This is a genomic window from Blastochloris sulfoviridis (genome assembly GCF_008630065.1).
GTDB classification, from domain to species: domain Bacteria; phylum Pseudomonadota; class Alphaproteobacteria; order Rhizobiales; family Xanthobacteraceae; genus Blastochloris; species Blastochloris sulfoviridis.
The window spans coordinates 1-1360 of record NZ_VWPL01000068.1; the positions used below are offsets into that span (position 1 = coordinate 1).

Genomic DNA, 1360 nt, shown 5'->3' on the forward strand with positions numbered 1-1360 from the left:
ATTTATGTCAAGCCGTATATCAAACGAGGCAAGACCGATGCGGCCGATGCCGAAGCGATCTGCGAAGCGGTGACCCGCAAGACGATGCGCTTCGTGCCGATCAAGTCGGCCGACCAGCAGGCGGCCGCCATGGTCCTGAAAGCCCGCGATCTTCTGGTCCGTCAGCAGACGCAAACGATCAACGCCCTGCGCGCCCATTTGTCGGAGTTCGGCATCATCACCGGCATCGGCACCGCCAAAGTTGCGGCGCTGATTGCCATCGTGCGCGACGCCGACGACACGCGCTTGCCGGACGCCGCGCGCTTCGCGTTGAGCGCGATCGCCGATCAGATCGAGGCCTTGGCGCGGCAGGTCGAAAAGCTCGAGCGGGAGATCGTCGCGATAGCGAAGCGCGACGAGGACATGCGGCGGTTGGCAACCATCCCAGGTGTCGGCGCGATCATCGCCGCTTCGATCAAAGCCCTGGTTCCCGATCCGGACGGGTTCAAATCCGCCCGTCACTTCGCAGCCTGGCTGGGACTGACACCCAAGTCCCATTCGAGTGGCGGCAAGGAGCGGCTCAGCGGGATATCGAAAATGGGCAACACGACGCTCCGCAGCCTGCTGGTCCTCGGGGCGACGTCGGTGTTGCGATACGTCAGGCACAATGAGAACGCGCCCCGATGGCTGGTCGCCCTATTGGCGCGCCGTCCCTTCAAGGTTGTCGCCGTCGCGCTGGCCAACAAGATGGCGCGGATCATATGGGTGCTTCTCACCAAGGGTGGGACGTATCAGAAACCAGCTGTGGCAACCGGCGCGGCGAACGCGTGAGCCGAATGCCCAGCAAAACGGACTGACCGGCGTCTATGCCGGGCAGAGGGTGAGGTGCACCAGCAGACGATGACTCCACGGGACGACATCCCGAGGCGAGAGAGGTCGTAGCCACCAGTGCGCAACCAGCGCGCCAAACTGATCAGCCCCTCGCATCGCGGACTTCATCGAGGCCAGCGGTCCAAGACCGCGCCAATCAAGGCCGGACATATGACCGCACCGTTCCCGCCGGAGGAAAAGTCTGAAGAAAGCCCTTGCCCGCGGGGCCGTTCCACATATGGTGGCTGTGGGTGTTCCATCACGGCGACAGCGCGGTGTTCGTCGCCGACCAGCACCGCTCCAAGGCGGTGGTGGAGGGCTTCCTCGGCGAGAGCCGGCCCGATTACTGGATCTCCGACCGCTATGGCGGCCAGATGGGATGGGCCAGGCGCGAGAACCAAGTCTGCCTCGCCCATCTGATCCGCGACACCCAATATGCCATCGACGCCGGCGACACCGTCCTCGCCCCCGGCTTCAAGGGCCTGCTCAAGCGCGCCTGCGCCATCGGCCG

General features: G+C 64.6%; 2 protein-coding genes. Both read left to right on the forward strand.

Annotation, left to right across the window (positions count from 1 at the left end; translation table 11 throughout):
- Positions 1-810 (forward strand): IS110 family RNA-guided transposase (locus F1193_RS16845; protein WP_150098945.1); only part of this gene is annotated, 810 nt, incomplete at its 5' end.
- 254 nt (positions 811-1064) lie between these two features.
- Positions 1065-1360, forward strand: a 296-nt coding sequence (locus F1193_RS16850) for an IS66 family transposase (protein ID WP_150098946.1), incomplete at its 3' end; no start/stop codon positions are given.